This window comes from Cellulosilyticum sp. ST5 (assembly GCF_046529625.1).
GTDB lineage: Bacteria > Bacillota > Clostridia > Lachnospirales > Cellulosilyticaceae > Cellulosilyticum > Cellulosilyticum lentocellum.
On record NZ_CP132338.1, the window covers coordinates 2,858,574 to 2,881,444 of the forward strand.

Here is a 22,871-nt window from a genome sequence, read left to right on the forward strand (position 1 = left end):
ATGAATACTAAAAAATCCTACAATACTTTGAAACCAAGTATTGTAGGATTTTATTTACTCTATCTCATACGATAAGAACTTGTAATGCACGGTTTAGGAAAACTGCTGAATATACTCATGTTTATCATATTCTTCTAAATGATCTATAATCCCAAACTCTGCAATACATGGCACTTTTATCCCCTCTATTTCTTGTGACTTATAATCCACTCAAATATTTCTTCTTCATTTTTATCTCCACTAGCCACAGCTAACCCTAATTCTATAAGTTCTTGTTGTGTATAAGCTAAAATAATGCCATTCATCTTGCAAAGTAAGTTCATTACAGCTACACCGATACGCTTATTTCCATCTACAAATCCATGATTACAGATAAGGCTATATGTTATGACTGCTATCTTGCTTTCATCTGGTGTATATAGTTCTTCTCCCCCGAATGTCATATTCCCTCTACCTAAAGCACTTTTTAGAAGTCCTGCATCTCTAACTCCACTACTTCCACCTGTTCTTGCTACTATCTTTTTATGGAACACTACTAATTGTTCAAATCCTATATCCTTCACTATTTAGCAAGCTCCTTTAGTGCTTCTTCATTTTCAAATATAACTTCATCCATAAGATTTCCTATCATTTTCTCATTTTTTTGTTTTAAAAACTCTACAAAATCTATTACTTCCATTTTCTGATTGTCTGTTAGTGCTTCAAATTCATTTACTAACTTTTGAGCAAGTGTCATGCCTCTTCCTCCTCTTATTTTATTATTTATCTTTATTATACAATATGAACAACATTCTTGTTAACTATTCATTTATAAGCTTTTCCACTCCTCAAGTTGCTTGATAAGCACTGGAATATGACATACAATAGCATCTCTTGAATAATCATAGCTCCCATCTTTTAACTCATATTGCTGATAGACAATAACCGTATCTCTATTTAACTTGTTTAACAAAATTTCATTCCCCTCAAATTTTCCTTCCCTTATATGGCAAGATAGTAAGAATTTTTTTATTTCTTCATACATCTCATCATACATTTCAGACTCAAAAAAATCTTTCAATCTCTTATCCATATTTTCATTCCTTTCATTTCCCTATTCTTAGCCTTCTACACAAATTTAGTATAGAATTCATAGCAGGTCCACTTCTCTATACAAGCTATTATTTCAACCTTTGACCAAGTCACCACTTTCTCCACTGGATTCTCCCAATCATACTCCTTTACCACTTGTATGATATAATTCCCGCCATTTTCTCCATTTACATACCATCCTAAGTCAATAATTATGTTAGCTTTATCACTTATAAGCTGTAACAAGTCTTCATTCAATTCATAGGAATATTCTTCACCGTGTATTGAGATATCATATTCTGTAAAGTTATTATAAGTAATTTTCCATCCAGCTTGAATTCTGAGTGGTTGTAATTCAAAGAACATTTAATCCCACCTATCCATCTCTTTCTTTTATTCTAACATGATTAATTTTACTAGTAATATTAATTTATAAAATATACTTCTAAAGTCAATATTTCTTACTATTTATTATATACTTGTCAACTCATAGATGGACATTCTAATCATCCTTTGCGATGTCGTAACGACGACGACTAATTGAAACTACCTGGTATTACTTAAAAATGCTTATTATTTTCTTACAAACAGAAAAACTCGTAAGCTATTGATAGTCAAAAACTTACGAGTCTCATATAATTGTACCTGATAGAATGAATTCTTATGACACACGGTTTAGAAAATCCTATTCTATGCCTTTTATCTCTAAATCAACCCTTCTGCTTCATGCTTTGCAAGGAATTTTATGAGATAACTTAAAGTGCAAAAATCATTGTCGATTTTGCCTTTCATTAGTGTCAAACCTTTAATTAAAGTTGTTTCTTCAAATTGTTCTAAAAGTCTCATCATACTAATGGTATTGATTTCACCCTCTTTGGTATCTAATACTCTAGAAGCTTTTACATATTTATTCTCCATAGCTAGTGCTACTGCTTCTTTTAAAGGTTCACTTATTTCTATAGTTGGTGCTTCTTCATAAATCTTAATATTAACGCTAATGGTATTTAAGTTCTTGGCTTTAGTCACATCTGTCCCTACAAAAATAACATTTTTAAAGACCGCATCAGAGAAGTCTACACCATCTAAATTAGCTCCTTCAAATACCACATCCTCAAATCTCGCTCTTTTAAAACGGCTTTTCTTTAAATTACTCCCTACAAACTCTGCTGCTTTAAAAGAAGCGCCATAGAAATTACAAGATTTAAAGTGGGCTCCTCTAAAGCTAGTAAAATCAAAATTAGAACCTGAGAAGTCGCAATCATAACAATGGCTTCTTCTTAAATCCTGATACATAAAATTCTTATTTGTTTTCTCAGCATTTTTGTAGTTAATGCCAGGCTCAGCTTTTTTCTTCATTGGTGGTTTCTTCCCACCTGTTTGCTTATTTTTAAAGTTACCACCTTGATTACCTCTGTTATTTGATTTATTAACATTTTGCTTATTAGTCTTGTTTTCGTTAGTCATTATTTTCCCTCCAATATGATAAAAAGCCTTAAACTTTACCTATCTGTTTTCTATTATAACATATCTAATCAATCTCATACTTAGCTTTGTTAATTGAGGTCTATTGGCAAAGGGAATACTACGTAATCCTTAAATATCTCACAAGGCAAAGTGGCTATAACACTTTTTAGGTTATAGCCACTCTCTATTATTCCTATCTCAAGATCTATTTAAGCATCGTATAGCTTACTCTATTACTCATCCAGTCTCTTTAACAACCCTCATTGCTCTAATGGCATTAATCCCTCTTCGCCTTCTTCAACCACATGCATAATCCCCCACATACCAGATTCTATATCCCAAGTAATGTTAGCAGATTGATACATATAGCCTCCTGTTTGATATACTCCAGCTGTAGCTCCTCCTATTAGGTCTTTCCTATAGTTATCACCGATTGTAATAGCTCCATCTACTCCTATAATAGGTGAATTCATATTGGTACTCTCTGAATGCTCCGCATGACCATGCACATAAAATGTGGTTGCTCTTGGTTTTTCAGCTGGCATGAGTAATTTAATGGTAATAGGATCACCTGGATTTGCATAAAATACAGGGGTTGAAATATCCGATAAATCCGGCTCATCTGAAGTAAATACATTACCTATTACAGGATCTTGTAACAGTCTATTATAGAAGGGCTCACTTCTTAGGTTATATCCCTTCATACCTTGATCTTCTGTATCAAGATCTTCATCATCTACTGCAATCTCTGGATTAAAGAAGAATTTAGGGAGTAAGTCACCTTTCTTATCTTCTAGATAAATACCATTATGAGCCAGCAGTACAAATTGCCTATAATCAGGTAGAAATGGATTCCTAATAACCAGTTGATCTCCCTTATCCTTTTCACATCCAGTAAATGGATCGTAAGACTTAGAACCCACCTCTGCAAAGCTAAGTGCTCCAAATAAACCATGTTTTCTATGATTCATTGAATCACCAAAGTCTACAACTATAGCTTGTGTGGCTGTTTCTGGATAATACCATCTATAGGTAATAGATTCTCCTACTCCTATAGTCTGATCTGGATTAAATCCTATTGTTGCACCATCAGAACCAAGCACATCATATTCTGCACCTTGGGTATTCATAGAGACTCTTGAACTATATGGCCAACATTTCTGTACAGGTACCTCTGGGAACTGTGGTACATCTAGCTCCTTCGGCATAAGATTCACTAAAGTTAATTCTATGCCTTCTCCTGCATTAATAGTGAGTATAAGCGGCTCTGGATTCTTCTCTCCACATAATACCTTCTCTACATCTTCTAGTAATACAAATATCATGCCATATGGGTCATTATCACAAAATTGATTATAGATGATAGGCTTTTGCACCGCAGCTACATTGAAGTGATTTACTTTAGTTCCACAGGGGAATGGATTACCCGGTGAAGTCGCTTTAGGTGGTGGGCAGCATGTCTGATATGGCATAGGCTCTTTTCGTCTATGAAGTAGTGGTCTATCTTTTAGCGGATATAAAGTAGGTATCGAGGTTCCCCTTACCCTAGTGATTCCCCATGTTCCTAACCAAAGATCATCCATACCACTAGAATAATACAAAACATCAAAGTCTTCTCTGCCACTTAAGCTCTCTAATGAAAATTCAAAGGTAAAGGTTTCTGAAATCCCTATATGCTGCTCTGCTACAATAGTTGAGTCTACATCTGTTCTATCTCTATGCCATTCATACCTGTTAAAGTTAATAGCATGAGATTCTTCATGAGCTCCATCAATGAGCCTTACTCTTACAGGATCCCCTGCATAACCTTCAAATAGTGGTGTCCAAGGATCTCCATGCACATAAGAACTAAATACGTGGGCTGGTTCACCACCTCTTATATCAAATGGTGCATTGGTATAATTAAAAGCTATTACCCCCATATCATCCATGATGCCAGGCTCATCTGGTGGATTTAGTGCCTTACCTTTTCCATCATAAACTGGTGCCCAGTCATGAACTGCTAAACAGAATTCCCTGAAATCTGGAATAAATGGATTCTGTATGATAGCCTGCGTACCTGCTGTCATACGTTTTCCTGTGTGAGTATCTAAGAATTTAGATCCTTCTGACTCTACTATCAGTCCACCAAATAAGCCATGTAGCTGTACAGAATTTGCAAAAAGGTGATCATGGAAGAAACATACTTTTAGCTCTACATCGGCATACCATCTATAAACAACTGTTTGTTCATGAGCAGTTCCTGTAAAGTAATTCCAACCTGTATTAGCGCCATCAGATGAAAGTACATCGAATTTTACAAAGTGTACGTGAGTAGAAGCAAATAAGGTATTAATTTGAATTTGAAATGCATTAGGTCCTAGTTTCTCTGGAAACTTATTCGTAAAATGAATCTCTATACATTCTCCTGCCTTAGCCCTAATGAAGAGCGGTTCAGGTTTTTTAGTTCCATTTCTAATAGCTTCTTCATCTTTTTTGAGTACATAAAATCTTCCTTCTGGGTCATGCCAATCGGCTTCGTTATAAACAAGATTTTGCTGAATTCCTACTATATCATAGCGACGTACAGGGGCATCTTCTGGACAAGGATTTACAAATAACGCACCTAGTTCAGCGTTACCTACTAATGCATCTTTCTCTAACTCTGTTATTGGAAAATCTCGATCATAGCCTTTAGGTGGTACTGGACTTCTACATCCTACTTTGCCTGGAATAAAGAATGGAAAACCTGGGTGCTTTTCTGTAGGTTTGGGTGGACAGGGTCTATCTGGAAGTGGCATGAGCCTTGTAACGGGTGTGCCATCAGGATAACAACGATTTCCCTCTTCAAGTACATCATGGATACGTTGAATGCCCCACATGCCCTCAGCAAAGTGAGGATATAAATGGCAGTGATAAACAACATCTCCATAGGCCTTTTGCAAACTACCTGCTCCATATAAAATATCAAAGGCAATGGTCTCTCCTGGTCCAAAGGCACGTGAATCATTTAAGAAAGATTCTTGTACTTCTGGTTCAGATAACCACTGTTGCAAATGTAAATGGAAAATATGGGTTTCCTTTACGCCACCATGAATGGCATACCATCTTACAGGGTCTGCTTTATAGCATCTAGGAAGTATAGTAGGGGGTGGATCTCCGAATACCCATGAATCATGGTGTACTTCTTCCCCTTCACAGTAAGGACATACTACTTTTTCCATAATGAGCTGCATTTTATTACGCATAGGTTCTGCACGGTAGTTAATAGAATGCGTCATTTCTGGAAAACCGGTCATAGGATCTATAGGTGTTTCACCAAACCTGTTTTTAACAGCTGCTTCATCATGAAAAATCGTTACAAATTCTCTAAAATCTGGCCTGAAAGGATGGTGAATATCTGCAAACACACCACTTTCTAGTGGACATCCGCTCTGAGGATCTGTCCATGTACTACCTGGTGCTTCTACAACTATGGCACCAAATAAGCCATGTATATTACTCCCTATTTCTGAACTTAGTGCATTTCCTAAATCACTAAAATGAAACGCTCCTTGCGCCTGGGCATACCATCTATAATAAATGGTTTTTCCTGGCGCTGCTAATGAACTTTCATTGTCTCCTACAAACGCACCATCTGAATTCTGTACCTCATAAGGTAGGCCTTTGACATTCATAGAAGCAGAAAAGCAAAGTTCGTTCTTAAAGGTAATTTCAACAACATCGCCCTGGTGTGCACGTATGACTAAAGGCTGTACGAGATCCACATATGTTCCTGGACATTTTTTTATCCTTTTTTTAATCTTTTTTTTGTTTTTATCTAGCACGTACATGAGGCCATTCGGATCCACATCTCCGTATTTATTGTAGACAATAGGAACTTGAATGGCTGATACACAAAAATGTCTAACCATTATTATCTCCCCTTCCTATTTACCACACAACAGGAATTTCTCCCTCACTTTCTTCAGCATAAAATGTTGCAATGTGTTCTAATTGGATAGCAAACTCTTGATTCTTTAATGGACCCGGTACGCCAAATTCACTTATGACATGTATGGTGTCAGGTTCTACTTTTATGAGTCTACCTACTACAAAAAATGGAAAAGCGCCTGTCATAACAAGTACTCTATTTCCTACGCTAAGACTTATTCTCTCTACTAATGTTAGATTCATTACTTTCCCTCCCTACTAAAAAAGTGAAAATCTAATTGAAGGATCAAATGGTGTAAACCATACAATGTTAATCAGTGGAATGATGAGCGGTGTTGGAAAAATAAATTCAGGTGCATTACTCATCTTAATATTTACATTTTCAAGTACCACATACTCATCCGTTACTTCTACCACATCGCCGCAAAAGATAGGTCTAAATACTTGATTAAGTATATTGAGTTGATTATCATCTAAGACAACTAGCAGTGATTCTCCCATAAAGGCCTCTAAATCTTGCGCTAGGTCACGCCTTGCAAATAAGCTTTCTTGATCACTTGAATGGCATTTCTCTCTACATTTATCCTTATGATTACAACTACTCTTTCCCATATTCTATCCCCCCATTTTCTAATGCTCATGCACATTATGATCTATATATAATTTAATGTCTCCAGCTATTAGCGCTCCACCTAAGTTAGTAGCTCCTGCCTGCACAGATGTACTATAGATGAAAATCTGAGTTGATCGTTCCTCATGTCCTGGATGTCTTTGATTTCCTTGCTCTACTTGATGCCCTTGTTCTTTTTCTTTTTCTTTTTCTTTTTCTTGTTCACTTTGTTCTTCTTGATATACTGTAATGACAATATCCCTAGTACTAGCTTCCTCATGGAATATAGCGAGCATATGCGTTTTACCGTTACTTTCAAAGAATTTAAGAACATCTGCTCTCACTTTAATCTCCTTACCTATATCTTGCAATTCAAGCTCTCCCTTATAAACTTGCATTTCACGTTCCACAAAAATAGTAAAGCAAATTTCCTTCTGACTCTGGGTGTCTAATAAAATACCCTGCCCATCCACTAATACCTCATGATGAGGTATCCTAGGCACATTACATACCTCAGGTGCACATACTGGTGCAAATACACCATTGCACATGCTACTAGACATATGGCACATAGCGGGCCCTTTACAGCCTGTATCCCCTGTTCCACATCGCTCCATTTCACACGTATGGCACATTTCTTTACAGTCTGTATCTTCTTTTTTACATCTTTTCTTTTTAGACATATAAGCTCCCCCTTTCTCACTTTAAAGTTTTCTTTCTCATTACTATCTCTACTAACTCGTCACGCTTGTTTCTGCTATCATAGTATGTTCGATATGCTATTTGGTTCTATTTATTTAATAAATTTCTACATAATAAGACAAAGGAACTATGCTGCAGCTGCAATAGTTCCTTTAAATAAAATATTATATTTTTAACGATAAGCTGTTTTTATAGCCTTAGCTAAAACTTTAGGATCTTTATTATAAGGTGTAACAGGGCAGACTTTCTTATCCTTCACACCAAACAAGGTATAAACAGCTATTCTAGCGGCTCTTACTGAATACTCTTCAGTAAATACCATGTCTTCCGGGATCTCAACAAACTGGCTAATCATGGCAAAATTAGTAGAGCCTTCTGGTACTACCTTTGGTCTATCCTTCATTTTACGTGGTTGGAACTGTGCAACAATATAAGGCATCATACATGGAATGACATTGATGACTGTCTCCATTACCTCTTCCAACTCTTCTTCCATATGAAGATGATGAAGGAGCTCAGTTAAAATCTCTTCACCGCTGCAATCTCTCATAGGCTTTTTCACATAATCACCAATGCGGTCTGTATAAAGGCCATAGCCCCAAAAGATGGTGACATCCATAGGCTGCTTCTTAAAATGAGGCTGGGCAGCAACAACAATACTCATAAGCCAGCTAGAATCCTTAAAGGTCATGAGTGCTCCACTACCTGGGATATTCCCTGAGAATTTTTCTATCATTTTAAGAAGCTTATTACCACGGCAGGTAACCGTAAAGCTTTCCCAATTAGTTTCACTAGGATGTCCAAAAAAAGGTGTTGGATTTCCTAGATTAGGCCTCTTTCTAGCAACTTTCTTCCACAATTCTCCTGAAATGGGATGCTTGGGTTCATAAGGTGCTGGCGTATTAAAATCTCCCAAGGTTGCACAATCTGTCATACACCCATTGGTCATTATACAAACATCTTCTTCCTTTAAATTAATAATCTTTTCGCCTTCCTTATCTTCTATATGAAGCGCTGAAACTGTAATACCGGGCCCTTGTTTAAACTCTATATCTGTCACAGTAGCATTAATGCTAAAGTCTACATTGAAAGCATCTAAATAGGCTTTTAGCGGTAGGATAACAGACTCATATTGATTATAAGGTGTACGTGTAACCCCTTCTAAAGTTTCAATTCTAGAGAATTCGAAAATCATACGATCCATATAACGTTTAAATTCAAACAAGCTAGACCACTTTTGAAAAGCAAAGGTAGTTTGCCACATATACCAAAAGTTAGTAGTAAAGAAATGTGGGGTATCTGCAAACCATTGTTCAATAGTCATATCATCAAGTTTACTTTCTGGCGTAGCCATAAGTTTTGCAAGAGCTAGCCTGTCGGCCTTATTAAACCCCATGCTTTTTACATCTTGAATAACGCCCCTCTTGTCTACTAAACGTGCTTGAGCATGAGTAGGATGTAAATGGTCAAAATTTAAGATTTCTTCTGTCACACTCATACCTGGCATATCTAAGGAAGGAATACTAGAAAATAACTCCCAAAAATTCTCATAGGTTTCTTCATTAAGCATACGACCTCCACGACATACAAAGCCATATACGGCTTCACCTGCACCGTCATTGCTACCACCTAATACTTTTAAACCTTCAATAATATGGATGTTTTCGCCTTTAAATTGGCAATCTCTAATCAAGTATGCTGCTCCAGCTAGAGACCCTAAGCCTCCACCAACAAAGTACACATGTCCCTTCTGATGCCTTAGACCATGAGCTGCTCTGGTGGCTGCCTCCCAGCTTTCTCTTTGTGACTTTTCCTCTTTTTGCTCTTTTAACTTCTTGCCACTTAACATAGCAATAGCTCCTGCTGCTGCACCTATAACAACGCTAGCTGCTACTATAGGCGTGGGTGATGCTTTTTTTCTTCTTCTTTTCATAAAAACAACCCCTTCGGTTCTCGTTAAATATTGTCAAAATGACTTCCTTTATAACTTAGACCAAAGAGGCTATTATTATTCAATATTATTTACTTTCTTACTCGCTTTGCTTATAATTCCCTAATATTTTAAAATAAGGACACTCGTCTTTAATCTTACTCAGCGCTATAAGCACATTAACATCTTGTAGATTACCTTCTAAGTCTGCAAAGAAATAATACTCCCATTTCTTTTCAAGTAGTGGTCTAGATTGAATCTTTAGGAGATTTAATCCATTGTACGCGAAATGACCTAGAATATTATAAAGTGATCCACTCGTATGAGCTGTGTTAAAAACAATACTGATTTTATCACACTCATCTGTAATATGCATTTTTCTAGCTAATATAATAAAGCGAGTAAAATTATTTTTATTAAAATGGATATTCGATTTTAGAATATCCAGACCATAAAGGCTTGCAGCACGTTTACTAGCAATAGCAGCTTTACTAGCATCTTTAAGCTCTGCTACATGTTGACACGCTGTAGCCGTATTGATATAAGGTATTTGTTTCATTTTGGGATGTTCTTTTAAGAAAGCTTTAGTTTGTGAAAGACCTTGAGGATGAGAATAAACCTCTTTAATATCCTCTATCTTTGCTCCCTTTAGCCCTAATAAGTTATGTTCAATCTTAATGGTCTGCTCCCCAACAATGTAAAGCTGATGTTCCTTGATTAAATCATATGTATCAAAAACCTCACCTGCACTAGAATTCTCTATAGGCACTACCCCATAGTCAATACTGCCTTCTAAAAGTGCTTCAAAGACATCTTCAAATGAGTCATGGGCGATAAGCTCTGACCACTGACCTTTAAAGTAGGTATAGGTAGCTTCTTCCCCGTAAGCACCTGGTACCCCTTGGTAGCCTACTCTAGGAGAGGGTTTAACAGTTTCGTTAATACCCTCTTCTATTTGGTTTAAAATATAATCACTATGCTGATATAAGTTTTCAATAGATAATTTTAATCTGTCCGTAATGCCTTTATAGTCTGCTTCTCCCATTTATTTCACCCCGCTGATATGACGATCTTCTACTGCTGCGTATTTAGCAACTTTACTGATAATGTGGCTGAAGCCTTCTGGTGTTACAGATTGTGGCCCATCACAAAGTGCTTTTTCTGGATTGTTATGAACTTCAATGATTAGGCCATCTGCTCCTGCTGCAATAGCTGCTGCGCACATTGGTTCTACCATATAACGAAGACCTGTGGCATGGCTTGGGTCAATGATAATAGGTAAGTGACTAAGCTTTCTAATAGCTGGAATAGCTGATAAATCTAAAGTGTTACGTGTATAATTTTCAAAGGTTCTGATACCTCTTTCACAGAAGATAACTTGCTCATTACCGCCTGCCATAATGTATTCTGCTGACATAATCCACTCTTCAATTGTAGCTGAAAGACCTCTTTTAAGTAAAATAGGTTTTTTAGTTTGACCAAGCTGTTTAAGGAGTGAGAAGTTTTGCATATTTCTTGCGCCTACTTGGATAATATCTACATCTTCTACGAATTGGTCAAGTGTTGCTGGGTCCATAATTTCTGTAACAATTGGAAGGCCAGTTTTAGCTCTAGCAATTTTAAGAAGCTCTAAGCCTTCTGCTTCAAGTCCTTGGAAAGCATATGGAGAAGTACGAGGTTTGTAAGCCCCTCCTCTAAGGAAAGTGGCACCGGATGCTTTTACTGCTTCTGCAATCCCCACAATTTGTTCTTCACTTTCTACAGAGCAAGGTCCTGCAATAATAGCAATGTCCTTTCCTCCGATTTTTCTGCCCCCAATTTCAAATATACTATCATCTGGATGAAAAGCTCTATTGGCTTTCTTATAAGGTTGTTTCACACGCATAGCTTTATCTACTCGGCTATCTCTTGAAATATCATCGACTTCAATAGATGATGTGTCTCCAATGAGTCCTAAAACTGTACATTGGCTTCCTGTAATCTTTTGAATTTTTATGTCATAACTAGATGTCAATTCTTTCATTAATCTATTAATTTCCTCTTCTGGTGTGTTGTTTTTCATTACAATAATCATATTAAATGACCTCCCATATTTTAGTATTTACTATTTCTTAAAGTTTATTTTTAACGGTTGTTATTTTTTGGCTATTACTTCTGCTTACATGATTTAATCTACATTTTGAACCTATTTCTTACAGCAACTCTTTCACTTTAAAATTAAACTACTCTATTTATATCAAATTATTGAAATCATCCTTGACTTACTAGAATACTGGGCCCTTTCTTCGTTGTAAGTCATCTTATTTCAATAAATGAGTTTTCTATGGTAAAAAATAAAGGCCTTATGCTCCTAGGAACATAAGGCCTTTATATCTTTTATGAGTTCGGAAATAAGATATATTGACTTAGACTAATATGCTAGAAGACTTTAACTTATTTTGTTTGCAGCAAAAATAACCAGCGCTAAAATAAAAATAGCCCCAGCTAAAAAAGTAAAAGTTAAATTGTGCTGCAAGTTTTTTAGTTAAAGTACTCATCAATAGATCTCCTTTCCCTCAAAATTTTATTTTCAAATTTTCAGTATTTACTAGTAGTTTTAAATTAGGTTTATTATAAGTGGATAATTTTTGTTTGTCAATGTTGTTTTTTTAATTTTGACAGCCAGCCTTACTTCGCTATTAATAGGTTTCCTTTGTCATTTGGTCTTTGAAAGGCCTTTCATCAAGGGCCCTTACCTGACAAATAATCTGACTATTTTTGTATGTTTTGCACAAATAAATCATTTTATAAACGTACTCATGTCCTATCTTCTCTGCTTAAATGCCTCTAATATTATTAGCTCCTTTAGCTTAAAATAAACGCGGTACAATATAGCTTTGCCCTGCTTCTTCTATGAGATGCAATTTTTGATGATAGACACGCTGTAATTCTATGCCTTGCACCATTTCTTGTGGTGTACCTGACATAATAATCTTTCCCTCTTCCATAAGTAGTAACTCCTGGCAGCTTTGGAGAGCTAGATTAAGGTCATGGAGCACCATGACAATCGTTAAATGACGCTTTGCTTTGAGCCTTTCGATGCAATGCATCAGCTCAATGCTATTATGCATATCTAACATAGAGGTGGGCTCATCTAATAATAAAAGTGGGGTATTTTGAAGTAATGCCCTACCAATAAACACCTTTTGTGCTTCGCCTCCACTTAAGGTATTAATAGGCTGGTCTTTAAGGTGCAAAATCTGTAGTTCCTTTAAAAGCTCTACAACTTCCTCCTCAACTTCCTTAGAAAGGTTTCCCCATAGATCCATTTCTGTGTATTTTCCCATTAATAGCATTTCATAGACGCTAAAGTCCACTTGCCTTGTATTTTCTTGAAAAACAAAGCTCACCTTTTTAGCATAATCCTTGACATGAAAGCTTCTTATATCTTTATCCCCATAAAAAATCGTATTTTTAGGTGGCACGATGAGGTTCATCATATGCTTAAGGAGGGTACTTTTTCCTGCGCCATTAGGTCCAATAATCCCATAGGTTTTGCCTTCTTCAAACTGGAAGGAAATACTGTTTAAGATTGTCTTATGACTTTTTTCATAGCTTAAGTTTCGAATACAAATCACTAGCTTTCCCTCCTGCGCTCTTTATAAATCAAATACATAAAATAAGGTGCTCCGAATAAAGCAGTCACAATACCTAATGGCACTTCCCCTTTACTAGACACTGCCCTTGCTAAGTCATCACAAAAGAGGACGAAGTACATCCCGAAAAAGCCACACAATGGTAAGGTACGCTTATAATTAGAGCCAAATAACAACCTCACCATATGGGGAATAATAAGTCCCACAAAACCAATAGTCCCTGTAAAAGCCACATTAGTGGCAATTAAAATACTGCTGGCTACTAAAAGCCTTTTCCTCACTTTGCTTACGTCTACCCCCATTGCTTTAGCCGCTTCTTCTCCCATTAAAAGTAAATTGAGCTCTTTACGATAAACAAAAAATAAGCATAGAATAGGCACAGTAATAGCTAGTAGAATACCAACTCGCTTATAAGAAGCTGCATTTAGAGAACCCATCCCCCATACAAATACGGCTAACTGCTTATCTTCGCTTTGAATTCGTATATAAGATAAGAGGGCAGAAAAGAAATAGTTAATAGCAAGACCTGAGAGCAGCAGCCTAATAGGTGATACTTTTCCTTTAATGCCTGATAAGCTAATGACTAAACCATTAGCAAGCATAGCACCTACAAAAGCCCAAACAGGTAAAAACCCTCCTAATATAAAACCCATAGCCGCACCTAAAGAAGCCCCTGAAGAAACGCCTAACATATAAGGGTCTGCCATATCATTTCTAAAAAGGGATTGGTAAACAGCGCCAGTTATGGCTAGATTAATGCCTGTAAGTAGTGCCATTAAAATTCTTGGGATTCTTAGATTCCACACAATGGTTTCTTGTCCCTTGGAAATAGATTCACTAAGAGGAACTAGCTTTAACTTAGCGCCAATAATATTGATGATGTCACCTACAGTAATATCAGCAACACCTATAATCACGGAGATACACGCAAATAAAATCAGACATAAAGTTAATAGGAAATATAAATAGCTTATATTTCCTATTAACGCCTTTTTATGTTTCATCTTATTTTGCAAGTTCTGGATGAATTTTTTGCGCCATCTCTACGAGGGCATCTGCTACTCTAGGGCCTTGTCTTGAAATACTATCTCCGTCTATTTCATAAACTTTGCCTTCTTTCACAGCTCTTAAATCCTTATAGAAATCAGTTGTTGCCATGTCAGCAGCCATATTTACGCCTGATGGTACAATAATTATATCTGGGTCACCATCAGCGATTTGCTCTTTGCTAATAGACCAACCTGAGATATCCTGGGCAATATTTGTAGCACCTGCTAAATGAATGATTTCACCAATGAAAGTATCTCCACCTGCACCGTAATCACTTTCACCAAAGCCTGTTGCATAATATACTTTTGGGAGTTCAGTTAAGTTAATTCCTTTAAGAGCTATTTCTAAGTCAGCTACTTTTTGTTTCATTTCAGCAACTACCTCTGCTGCTTTTTCATCTGTACCTGTAAGCATACCTACTTTTTCAATAGCAGAGTAGGTTCCTTCAAAGTTTTCTTGTTCATTAAGGAAAGCCACATTAATCCCTACTTCTCTTAATTTACCAATGACTTCTTCTGATACGTGAGTTGCACCTACTACTAGGTCTGGATTTAAATCTACGATTGCTTCTACATTAGGGTTAGAAGTACCCCCTATTTCTGGAAGTGCTGTAATGCTTTCTGGATAGTTGCAGTATTTTGTACGACCTACCATTTTATCTTCTAAACCTAAAGCACAAAGAATTTCTGTTGTACTTGGTGCTAAAGAAACGATTCTCTCTGGTTTCTTCGTTAAAGTAATTTCTGTTCCTGTAGAATCAGTAATGGTCACGTTAAATGCTTCATCTGCAGTTTGCTCTGGCTGACTTGTGGCTTCTGCTGAGACTTCTGGTGATGTACTTGGAGCTGTTTGGTCCCCTTGATTTTTACTGCCACAGCCTACTAATAATAAGCCCATTAAAAAGGTTACTAATAATAAACTAATGACTTTTCCTTTAAGTGCTTTCTTACTTCTCATTTTTAGCCTCCTATGCTATTTTTTAGAAGAATCCCTTTTCTCATCTTCTTTTCTTAGAGCCCTTTTAATCACTTATACTTTGACAAAAGTTCCCTTTATCTCTGCCTGCTTTTCTTTGAAAAATTTTTCGGCAAAATAAAATAGCTGCCCAAGATTTCTTAGGGCAGCATTAATAGCACCATCAACTATTTTTGATAGTTTCACGTACTATTCTCTCCCTCCGAAAGAATACTTTCTCACACATACAAGGCAGGTCTCCTGGCTCATAGTTCTTCCTCCGGCGCCTTCCCATAAACCTTGGTTTACAGTGGCTTTTGCCTTCGTCCCTATTAACAGTAGCGGGGGCTGCAGTTCTTAACTTTCCCTATTAAGTCCTTACGGACACCTTCTATGCTTTATTCATTTGTATTATTTCTGTATTATCATGTCATACTATTTTAATGCTGTCAAGCTTCAGTCTCTACTACTATTCTTATGAAGCTATGATTATTTTTATACTATTTAATGAGATTTGCCCCTTGGCACTTAACACCTTTCTATGATGCCGCTATACGGAAGGCACTCTTTGATTTGATTATTTTCAAATCATATCCTTAACCATTCTACAAACTCTAACAACTAGCATCTTAGATTAATTCAGCCTTCTTCAAAAGCTTGATAATAATAGTTGCACTTTCTGCTCTTGTTAAGTTATCTTGCGGAGTAAGCCTTCCCTTATTATCTCCTGTAAAAATACCATTCTCTATGCAGATTGTAGCTGCCTGTCTTGCGTATAATGAAATACTCTCAGCATCCTTAAATAACTTAAGTTGATTACTCACATCCGTATCAGATACTGTTACATTCATACCTGCTATCTTCATGGCTTTCGCAAGCATTGTCATTGCTTGCTCTCTGGTAATTAAGTCTTGTGATCCAAAATTTCCATTTGAATAACCATTAAGTATGCCATACTCATAGGCAGTATAAATATAATCATAATAGGAATCCTCTTTGTGAACATCACCAAACTTTTCTGAGGAATTTGTTCCTTTTAGTCCAAGTGCTTTGACTATCATTGAAGCAAATTCTGCTCTTGTTATCGCTCTGTTTGGAGCAAAATTCCCATTACCCACACCATCATCAATTAGTCTTGAACCAACATCATTCACATAATCCTTTGCCCAGTGTTTTTCTACATCCTTAAATGTTACCGGATTCCAAATAACTGTATAGGTACTGTTAGTAAGGCTGTTGATCTTTGCATAATATCTTTCATCAACATACTTGACTATGGTAGGAACATGTGTGAAAGTGCCATCTTTGTTAAATACTACCCCTGTCGTTATTTGATTCGGATCAACTCCCTTTGGTAAAAGCACTGTTCTTTCTACGTAATGGTTAAACTGAGATACCTCAACCGTTTTGCTACCGTTTGTGCAAGTTATTTCAAAGTCCGTAGGATGTACTACTAACTGGAAGTTATTCATTTTAGCACTGGTTTCAACCTTCGTTATTGTTTCTTTTGATGAATTTGAAACACTAATGTTTACTTTGATATCTTTTAACTGAACCTGACTACCTATTTTTTCTGAAATGCTACCTATATTAATAGCTGCTGCAGGTAGCGTATAACTAATATTCTCTGTTTTAATCTCAAGGGTTGCAGCTTTATCTTGCATGTTCTTAACCGTTTGACTGTTGAGCTGTCCTATTACAATATCTGAGTTGTTATATACAGGAATTATAATCGTGCTCCCAACATTTTCTGTATTTAGCTTGGCAGTAAGCTTTTCATCATCTAGTTGAATGGTTGTTTTCTTTCTGCCATTTTCCACTTCAATTTCAGAGGTTGCATAGTTCACTTTATCATTGTTAATCAATATTTCAATAGTTGGAGTAATGACTGCCTTAGGAGAATATGAACCACCACCACCACCACTTTGTCCTGATTTCTTTCCTACAACACCTGTTCTTACACTTTCTACTGCTGTCCCCTGTGCTATTCCAGTTGCTGCTACTGGGATTACTTTAAAGCTGATATATTTTTCTTCATCTGAACTAGTAAGTACATAGGTGATACCTATTGCTCCTGCTATCGCAGTCTTGTTAAGTCCTGATGCATTATCTGCTCTGTACCATTTATAGGTGCTGGCTCCTTGTTCATCTCCGTTGACATCACTATAAGTATAGTGACCTGTAAGTGTTTCTCCTACCTGAAGTGTTCCTGTGATTTGCTGCACTGTTGCTGTAGGGGCTACTTGAGCTAATGCTACTGGTCCTATCCATGCGCTCTCTACTGCAATACCTTGAGCAATTCCAGTTGTTGCTACTGGTGTTACTTCAAAACATATATACTTTCCTGCATCTCCACTAGTAAGTACATAGGTTGTTGCATTTGCTCCTGCTATTACTGTTTTATTTAGTCCTGATGCACTATCTGCTCTGTACCATTTATATGTGCTAGCTCCTTGTTCATCTCCATTGACATCACTATAAATATAGTGACCTGTAAGTGTTTCTCCTACCTGAAGTGTTCCTGTTATAGGCTGCACTGCTGCTGTAGGTGCTACTTGAGCTAATGCTACTGGTCCTATCCATGCGCTCTCTACTGCAATGCCTTTAGCAATTCCAGTTGTTGCCACTGGTATTACTTCAAAGCTTATATATTTTCCTTCATCTGAGCTAGTAAGTACATATGTTATACCTGTTGCTCCTACTATCTCAGTTTTATTAAGTCCTGATGAATTATCTGCTCTATACCACTTATAAGTACTTATTCCTTCTAAATCTCCATTGATATCACTGTAAGTATAGTGACCTGTAAGTGTTTCTCCTACTTGTAATGTTCCTGTGATTGGCTGCACTGTTACTGTAGGTGCTACTTGAGCTACTACTATCGGTCCTGTTCTCACACTCTCTACTACAATACCTTGAGCAATTCCAGTTGTTGCTACTGGTATTACCTCAAAGCTTATATATTTACCTATATCTGCACTGGTAAGTACATAGGTTATACCTGTTGATCCTACTATCTGATCTTTGTTAAGCCCTGATGCATTATCTGCTCTATACCATTTATAAATACTTGCTCCTTCTAAATCTCCATTGACATCACCGTAAGTATAGTGACCTGTTAGTGTTTCTCCCACCTGTAGTGTTCCTGTTATTGCCTGTACTGTTGCTGTAGGAGGTGCTTCAGCAGGTACTATTATTCCTGCCCATGCACTCAATACTGCTGTTCCCTGTGCTATTCCGGTTAAAGCTACGGGTGTCACCTCAAAGCTTATATATTTTCCTTCATCTGCACTCTGAAGCACATATGTTTTAGCGTTCGCTCCTGCTATCTCAGTTTTATTAAGTCCTGATGAACTATCTGCTCTGTACCATTTATAAGTGCTTGTTCCCTCTAAATCACCATTTACATCACTATAGGTATAGTTTCCTGTCAAAGACTCTCCTACCTGTAGTGTTCCTGTTATAGCCTGCACTATTGCTGTAGGTGCTACTTGAGCTACTACTACTGGTCCTACCCATGCACTCTCAACTGCAATGCCCTGTGCTATTCCAGTTGCTGCTACTGGTGTCACTTCAAAACTAATATATTTACCTATATCTGCACTCGTAAGCACATAGGTTTTGGTTGTTGCTCCTGCTATCTCAGCTTTGTTAAGTCCTGATACATTATCTGCTCTGTACCATTTATAAATACTAGTTCCTTCTAAATCACCATTGACATCACTGTAAGTATAGTGACCTGTTAGTGTTTCTCCTACCTGCAGTGTTCCTGTTATAGCCTGCACTGTTGCTGTAGGTGCTACTTGAGCTACTACTATCGGTCCTGTTCTCACACTCTCTACTACAATACCTTGAGCAATTCCAGTTGTTGCTACTGGTATTACCTCAAAGCTTATATATTTACCTATATCTGCACTGGTAAGTACATAGGTTATACCTGTTGATCCTACTATCTGATCTTTGTTAAGCCCTGATGCATTATCTGCTCTATACCATTTATAAATACTTGCTCCTTCTAAATCTCCATTGACATCACCGTAAGTATAGTGACCTGTTAGTGTTTCTCCCACCTGTAGTGTTCCTGTTATTGCCTGTACTGTTGCTGTAGGAGGTGCTTCAGCAGGTACTATTATTCCTGCCCATGCACTCAATACTGCTGTTCCCTGTGCTATTCCGGTTAAAGCTACGGGTGTCACCTCAAAGCTTATATATTTTCCTTCATCTGCACTCTGAAGCACATATGTTTTAGCGTTTGCTCCTGCTATCTCAGTTTTATTAAATCCTGCTGAGTTATCTGCTCTGTACCACTTGTATGTACTGGCTCCCTCTAAATCACCATTTACATCACTGTAGGTATAGTTACCTGTCAAAGTCTCTCCAACTTGCAGTATTCCTGTAATAGCTTTCACTGTAGCTGTAGGTACTGCTTCAGCTAAAACGACTGGTCCTGTTCTAGCACTTTCAACTGCAATGCCCTGTGCTATTCCAGTTGCTGCTACTGGTGTCACTTCAAAACTAATATATTTACCTATATCTGTACTCGTAAGCACATAGGTTTTGGTTATTGCTCCTGCTATTACTGTTTTATTTAATCCTGCCATATTATCTGAGCTATACCATTTATAAATACTAGTTCCTTCTAAATCACCATTTACATCACTGTAAGTATAGTGACCTGTCAGTGTTTCTCCTACCTCCAATGTTCCTGTTATTGGTTGTACTATTGCTGTGGGAGGTGCTGGAATCTCAGATATATAGTCAACAGTCAGGGTAGGATTGCTTATAGAACTTATTGAAGTATTTCCGGCCATATCGTAGAGCTTTACACTTACAATTCCACCTAATGCAACTGCCGCCTGCAACTCAGCATTGTTGTTTGTTCCTAAATTAAAGGTGACCTGTGTATCTCCTGATGTGATTGACGTATCAGATGCAATCAGTGTATCTGATAGATAAAGTTCTGCCTTACCACCTGTTACATCAGCCGCAGTAATTGTCGCTATTGCAGTCATGTTTGTATTTGACTTATTTAAACTATTTGCAATAACCGTTCCACCTATAGGTGTTACTGTAACCGCTGTTGGTGCTGTTGGTGCTGTCTTATCAAAAATGATCGGACTTCCTGCTGTTACTGCTGTCATTTGCATTGCCTCATTGTTTACTATATCCTTAAAATTAAGTGTGAATGGTATTGTCCCCTCTGTATCTGATTCTTGCATTATATAGGTAGCCTTCCAGGTCTTCGCATCACCATCACCAGCATCGTTAACAATAGCAGTCTGCCCAGCAATTGTTACAGTTGGACTTTGAATATTTTCATTGGTTGTTATGCTTAGTGTAATTTGATCTCCTACCTTTGCTACTGTTGTTACATTTGCATTATCTGAAGTCATTGTTAAACCCAATATGATTGGTGGAACTTCATCTACGGGAGTAACATCATACGTAAGCGATTCTAAATATCCTGAGATTATATCAAGATTTCCTCCACCCAGGTCAGCCCCGCATATTCTAATTTCATCGACATTCTTAAACTCACTGTCTTTGCTACGCATATCAAAATACTCATCTGCAGTTGTGTCAGAATAATTGATAAACTGTTTCTCAGTAACCTGTATACCGTCTCTCCAACCAGTTACAAACATACTATGTATAGATGAACCCGTAAAATTAAATCCGCCAAAATTAAACTCATCTCCGTTACTATTTAAAATATGTAGTTCATCCACCTGGCCATATCCAGTGGATATTGAAAGCCCTGCTGGTCCTGTCCATTTCTCTATAGCTCCATCGTTAGCAGCAGCACCATCTATCTTTGCAATAAATCTCCAATTATTGTATGTATATACCCCTCCACTTAATGCAGGAGTCCCGTCTATAAATCCCCATCCCTCAAAATCTTCAACCATATCTGCAGCAAAAATACTTACTGGATTTGTTATTAGCATACTACCAATAAGTATAACGGATATTATAATTCTTATTATCCTAGATTCCATTTAAATCCTCCCTTTTTCTTTATGCCAGCTAAGTTACTTTCATATATCGATAGATTATATTAAAAAATCCAAAAAAATATACTACTGCTTATTGTAATATCTTTTCATTATGAACATTAAAATATCTAAGCACATTAAATAAAGTATTCAATATGCTTAGATATTAACTTTAGAAGCACGTCATAAAATTAAACCCTATTTATACTTAATGTATAATTTTTAGTCCCTATAGCTCCTGATTTTGAAACTACCAATGAAATGGTGTTAACTGCATTTGGCAAAGAAATAGCAGCGGAAGCCACACTACTTGCTACAGTTTGACTACTACCATTACTAGTTATTGTAACTGATGCTCCATTATCTTCAGCAATTGGCATAATAACAACGCTACTGGCTTTTAAACTTACTACTGCGGTATAGTTAAATGTTGCTTGATTCATGTGAGCAACATCACTATATGTAAATCTGTTTCCAGTATATGCTAAATTAACCCTATCTAAATACAGACTGTTCTCTCTTACCACTGTTATGGTATACGTTTGTGAAGCAGCACCATTTGTGACAGCAATATTTATCGTATTGCTACCTACATTTAGATTGACCGTTGAAGGCTGATTACTAGTTGCAGTATTTCCATTTACCTTTATTGCGCAGCCTGCAATATTTGTAGCAGGTGTCACTGTGACACTCTTGATATCATAGACCACATTTTGAGTGGTATAATTTAAATGATTGCTTGAGAAGGTTGGATTAAGTGCTCCGCTACTGATTACTAGATTACTTATGATAGCTCCCTGTTCTCTTTCTACTATAATAGTATAATTCTTGGTAGTCACACCATCTAAAGCCTTTACCAATACGTTTATGGTATTGGCTCCAACATTTAGATTGACTGTACTTTGTCCGCCTGTCATTACTGTGCCATTCACTATTATAGTTGACGTAGCATCTGCTGCCGCTGCAGAAACAGTAATACTTGATGTACCGTAGGGCACATTTGCAGTCGTATACGCTAAAACAGCAGGATTAAATGTGGGTGTAAGCGAACCACTGCTAATTGCTAATGACGACAGGTTTGCATTAGGTGGATGACCATTAATTTCAAGATCCATAAGAGAAGCATATTGAGGATTTACTCTTAGACCTTTGGTTACATTTAACTTTACATATCTATAAGCCCCCACTATGCTTCTTGAGGTTATAGCTGCTGTATTATTCACAACAGAGTCTATCACTACCCAGTTTGCATTATTATTGCTTCCTTGAAGTGAATAATCACACATATTATAATCAGGAGTTGCCCAACCTGCCGTACCCATATGTCTTACAGTCCATGCTGTAATAACAAATGTGGCACCCAAATCAACAGTCATATAAGCTGGAACGGTATTACACAGCCATCTGCTTGTGGGCTGTAATGTGCCGTCAACCGCTCTTGAAGGCGAATAAGGTAATACGTAGCTACTTGCTCCAGCAGCTTTATTTAAAGCAATATTAGGATCTGCCATATTCTTTCCATCCTTTCTCCATCAAAATACTTTCCG

Annotated in this window: 18 protein-coding genes and 1 riboswitch; all 18 genes read right to left on the reverse strand. The window is 37.0% G+C overall.

The features are described from left to right. Window positions 1-185: 185 nt before the first annotated feature. The 18 genes from QTL86_RS14160 to QTL86_RS14245 all read right to left on the reverse strand — a co-directional run bounded on the left by QTL86_RS14160 (window position 186) and on the right by QTL86_RS14245 (window position 22,835). Window positions 186-563, reverse strand: coding sequence for a type II toxin-antitoxin system death-on-curing family toxin (locus tag QTL86_RS14160; RefSeq protein ID WP_190283512.1), 378 nt, complete (start codon window positions 561-563; stop codon window positions 186-188). After that, a complete protein-coding gene (locus QTL86_RS14165) occupies window positions 563-736 on the reverse strand; it encodes a hypothetical protein (RefSeq protein ID WP_190283511.1) in 174 nt (57 codons plus the stop codon). The genes QTL86_RS14160 and QTL86_RS14165 overlap by 1 nt, the downstream gene beginning before the upstream one ends. A gap of 72 nt (window positions 737-808) precedes the next feature. Then, complete coding sequence (locus tag QTL86_RS14170) at window positions 809-1,072, reverse strand: hypothetical protein (RefSeq protein ID WP_127065694.1); 264 nt, start codon at window positions 1,070-1,072, stop codon at window positions 809-811. Window positions 1,073-1,107: 35 nt separating this feature from the next. Next, window positions 1,108-1,437 carry a hypothetical protein gene (locus QTL86_RS14175; RefSeq protein ID WP_127065693.1) on the reverse strand — a complete coding sequence of 110 codons (330 nt, stop codon included), beginning with the start codon at window positions 1,435-1,437 and terminating at the stop codon, window positions 1,108-1,110. Window positions 1,438-1,776: 339 nt separating this feature from the next. Beyond that, entirely contained in the window at window positions 1,777-2,535 is a 759-nt protein-coding gene (locus QTL86_RS14180; protein WP_127065692.1) for a pentapeptide repeat-containing protein, read from the reverse strand. A gap of 260 nt (window positions 2,536-2,795) precedes the next feature. Further along, entirely contained in the window at window positions 2,796-6,428 is a 3,633-nt protein-coding gene (locus QTL86_RS14185) for a multicopper oxidase domain-containing protein (protein ID WP_410495213.1), read from the reverse strand. Window positions 6,429-6,447: 19 nt separating this feature from the next. Beyond that, complete coding sequence (locus QTL86_RS14190) at window positions 6,448-6,690, reverse strand: hypothetical protein (RefSeq protein ID WP_013655702.1); 243 nt, start codon at window positions 6,688-6,690, stop codon at window positions 6,448-6,450. Window positions 6,691-6,705: 15 nt separating this feature from the next. Next, a complete protein-coding gene (locus QTL86_RS14195; protein ID WP_207669761.1) occupies window positions 6,706-7,059 on the reverse strand; it encodes a hypothetical protein in 354 nt (117 codons plus the stop codon). An 18-nt stretch (window positions 7,060-7,077) separates the two neighbouring features. Then, complete coding sequence (locus tag QTL86_RS14200) at window positions 7,078-7,740, reverse strand: hypothetical protein (protein ID WP_410495214.1); 663 nt, start codon at window positions 7,738-7,740, stop codon at window positions 7,078-7,080. A 191-nt stretch (window positions 7,741-7,931) separates the two neighbouring features. Next, window positions 7,932-9,692, reverse strand: a complete 1,761-nt coding sequence (locus QTL86_RS14205) for an oleate hydratase (protein ID WP_190283510.1) — start codon at window positions 9,690-9,692, stop codon at window positions 7,932-7,934. A 97-nt stretch (window positions 9,693-9,789) separates the two neighbouring features. Continuing rightward, window positions 9,790-10,734 carry a prephenate dehydratase gene (gene pheA / locus QTL86_RS14210; protein ID WP_127065689.1) on the reverse strand — a complete coding sequence of 315 codons (945 nt, stop codon included), beginning with the start codon at window positions 10,732-10,734 and terminating at the stop codon, window positions 9,790-9,792. Beyond that, a complete protein-coding gene (gene aroF, locus QTL86_RS14215; RefSeq protein ID WP_127065688.1) occupies window positions 10,735-11,763 on the reverse strand; it encodes a 3-deoxy-7-phosphoheptulonate synthase in 1,029 nt (342 codons plus the stop codon). Between the two features lie 775 nt (window positions 11,764-12,538). Continuing rightward, window positions 12,539-13,306, reverse strand: a complete 768-nt coding sequence (locus tag QTL86_RS14220; protein ID WP_127065687.1) for an ABC transporter ATP-binding protein — start codon at window positions 13,304-13,306, stop codon at window positions 12,539-12,541. Beyond that, window positions 13,306-14,328 (reverse strand): FecCD family ABC transporter permease, encoded by a 1,023-nt coding sequence (locus tag QTL86_RS14225; RefSeq protein ID WP_013655695.1) that lies wholly within the window; start codon window positions 14,326-14,328, stop codon window positions 13,306-13,308. The genes QTL86_RS14220 and QTL86_RS14225 overlap by 1 nt, the downstream gene beginning before the upstream one ends. A 1-nt stretch (window position 14,329) precedes the next feature. Continuing rightward, on the reverse strand, window positions 14,330-15,331 hold the full coding sequence (locus QTL86_RS14230) for an ABC transporter substrate-binding protein (RefSeq protein WP_127065686.1): 1,002 nt from the start codon (window positions 15,329-15,331) through the stop codon (window positions 14,330-14,332). 72 nt (window positions 15,332-15,403) lie between these two features. After that, window positions 15,404-15,535, reverse strand: coding sequence for a hypothetical protein (locus QTL86_RS14235; protein WP_256372388.1), 132 nt, complete (start codon window positions 15,533-15,535; stop codon window positions 15,404-15,406). 26 nt (window positions 15,536-15,561) lie between these two features. Further along, a riboswitch (cobalamin riboswitch) is annotated at window positions 15,562-15,735 on the reverse strand. Between the two features lie 222 nt (window positions 15,736-15,957). Next, window positions 15,958-21,327, reverse strand: coding sequence for an S-layer homology domain-containing protein (locus tag QTL86_RS14240; protein WP_410495216.1), 5,370 nt, complete (start codon window positions 21,325-21,327; stop codon window positions 15,958-15,960). Window positions 21,328-21,515: 188 nt separating this feature from the next. Next, complete coding sequence (locus tag QTL86_RS14245) at window positions 21,516-22,835, reverse strand: cadherin-like beta sandwich domain-containing protein (RefSeq protein WP_410495217.1); 1,320 nt, start codon at window positions 22,833-22,835, stop codon at window positions 21,516-21,518. Window positions 22,836-22,871 lie beyond the last annotated feature (36 nt).

Excerpts from the sequence above, each read along its gene's own strand:
- QTL86_RS14165 (WP_190283511.1), bottom strand. The coding sequence starts at position 736 with ATGACACTTGCTCAAAAGTTAGTAAATGAATTTGAAGCACTAACAGAC.
- QTL86_RS14170 (WP_127065694.1), bottom strand. The coding sequence starts at position 1,072 with ATGGATAAGAGATTGAAAGATTTTTTTGAGTCTGAAATGTATGATGAG.
- QTL86_RS14175 (WP_127065693.1), bottom strand. The coding sequence starts at position 1,437 with ATGTTCTTTGAATTACAACCACTCAGAATTCAAGCTGGATGGAAAATT.
- QTL86_RS14180 (WP_127065692.1), bottom strand. The coding sequence starts at position 2,535 with ATGACTAACGAAAACAAGACTAATAAGCAAAATGTTAATAAATCAAAT.
- QTL86_RS14185 (WP_410495213.1), bottom strand. The coding sequence starts at position 6,428 with ATGGTTAGACATTTTTGTGTATCAGCCATTCAAGTTCCTATTGTCTAC.
- QTL86_RS14190 (WP_013655702.1), bottom strand. The coding sequence starts at position 6,690 with ATGAATCTAACATTAGTAGAGAGAATAAGTCTTAGCGTAGGAAATAGA.
- QTL86_RS14195 (WP_207669761.1), bottom strand. The coding sequence starts at position 7,059 with ATGGGAAAGAGTAGTTGTAATCATAAGGATAAATGTAGAGAGAAATGC.
- QTL86_RS14200 (WP_410495214.1), bottom strand. The coding sequence starts at position 7,740 with ATGTCTAAAAAGAAAAGATGTAAAAAAGAAGATACAGACTGTAAAGAA.
- QTL86_RS14205 (WP_190283510.1), bottom strand. The coding sequence starts at position 9,692 with ATGAAAAGAAGAAGAAAAAAAGCATCACCCACGCCTATAGTAGCAGCT.
- pheA (WP_127065689.1), bottom strand. The coding sequence starts at position 10,734 with ATGGGAGAAGCAGACTATAAAGGCATTACGGACAGATTAAAATTATCT.
- aroF (WP_127065688.1), bottom strand. The coding sequence starts at position 11,763 with ATGATTATTGTAATGAAAAACAACACACCAGAAGAGGAAATTAATAGA.
- QTL86_RS14225 (WP_013655695.1), bottom strand. The coding sequence starts at position 14,328 with ATGAAACATAAAAAGGCGTTAATAGGAAATATAAGCTATTTATATTTC.
- QTL86_RS14230 (WP_127065686.1), bottom strand. The coding sequence starts at position 15,331 with ATGAGAAGTAAGAAAGCACTTAAAGGAAAAGTCATTAGTTTATTATTA.
- QTL86_RS14240 (WP_410495216.1), bottom strand. The coding sequence starts at position 21,327 with ATGGAATCTAGGATAATAAGAATTATAATATCCGTTATACTTATTGGT.
- QTL86_RS14245 (WP_410495217.1), bottom strand. The coding sequence starts at position 22,835 with ATGGCAGATCCTAATATTGCTTTAAATAAAGCTGCTGGAGCAAGTAGC.